A 641-nucleotide genomic window follows, 5' to 3' on the forward strand; every position below is an offset into this window, starting at 1 on the left:
TACGAAGGAAACGAAACCGTGATCATCGATATCACGAATGTTACAGGAGCTACGGCAGGAGCTACCACCCAGGCAACAGTAACGATCACTGATGATGAGACCACGCCAACGGTAACCCTTAGCGGAACGACAACAATCGTCGAGAACGCAGCAGGCACGGCTACCATCACCGCTACGCTGAGCACGGCTACGACTACCGATACGGTGGTAAGCTTAGGCTTTGCAGGAACAGCTTCGGCAGGAGATTATACAGCAAGCAATACTACCATTACGATACCGGCAGGGCAATTGACCGGCACGATCACTATTGATCCGACCGATGATGCTTTATATGAAGGAAACGAAACGGTAATCATCGATATCACGGGAGTAACCGGAGGCAATGGCGCTACAGAAAACGGCGTTCAGCAGGCCACGGTAACGATCACTGATGATGAGACCACGCCAACGGTAACCCTTAGCGGAACGACAACAATTGTCGAGAACGCAGCTGGAACGGCTACGATCACCGCTACACTGAGCACGGCTACGACTACCGATACAGTGGTAAGCTTGGGCTTTACAGGAACAGCTTCGGCAGGCGACTATGCAGCAAGCAATACTACGATCACCATACCGGCAGGACAGCTGACCGGCACGAT

At 52.6% G+C, this 641-nt stretch carries 1 protein-coding gene; it reads left to right on the forward strand.

Annotation, left to right across the window (positions count from 1 at the left end):
* The coding region (locus JE46_RS23765) for a Calx-beta domain-containing protein (protein WP_031457788.1) at positions 1–641 on the forward strand (641 nt) is incomplete at both ends.

This window comes from Flavobacterium chungangense LMG 26729 (assembly GCF_000735715.2).
Taxonomy (GTDB): Bacteria; Bacteroidota; Bacteroidia; order Flavobacteriales; family Flavobacteriaceae; genus Flavobacterium; species Flavobacterium chungangense.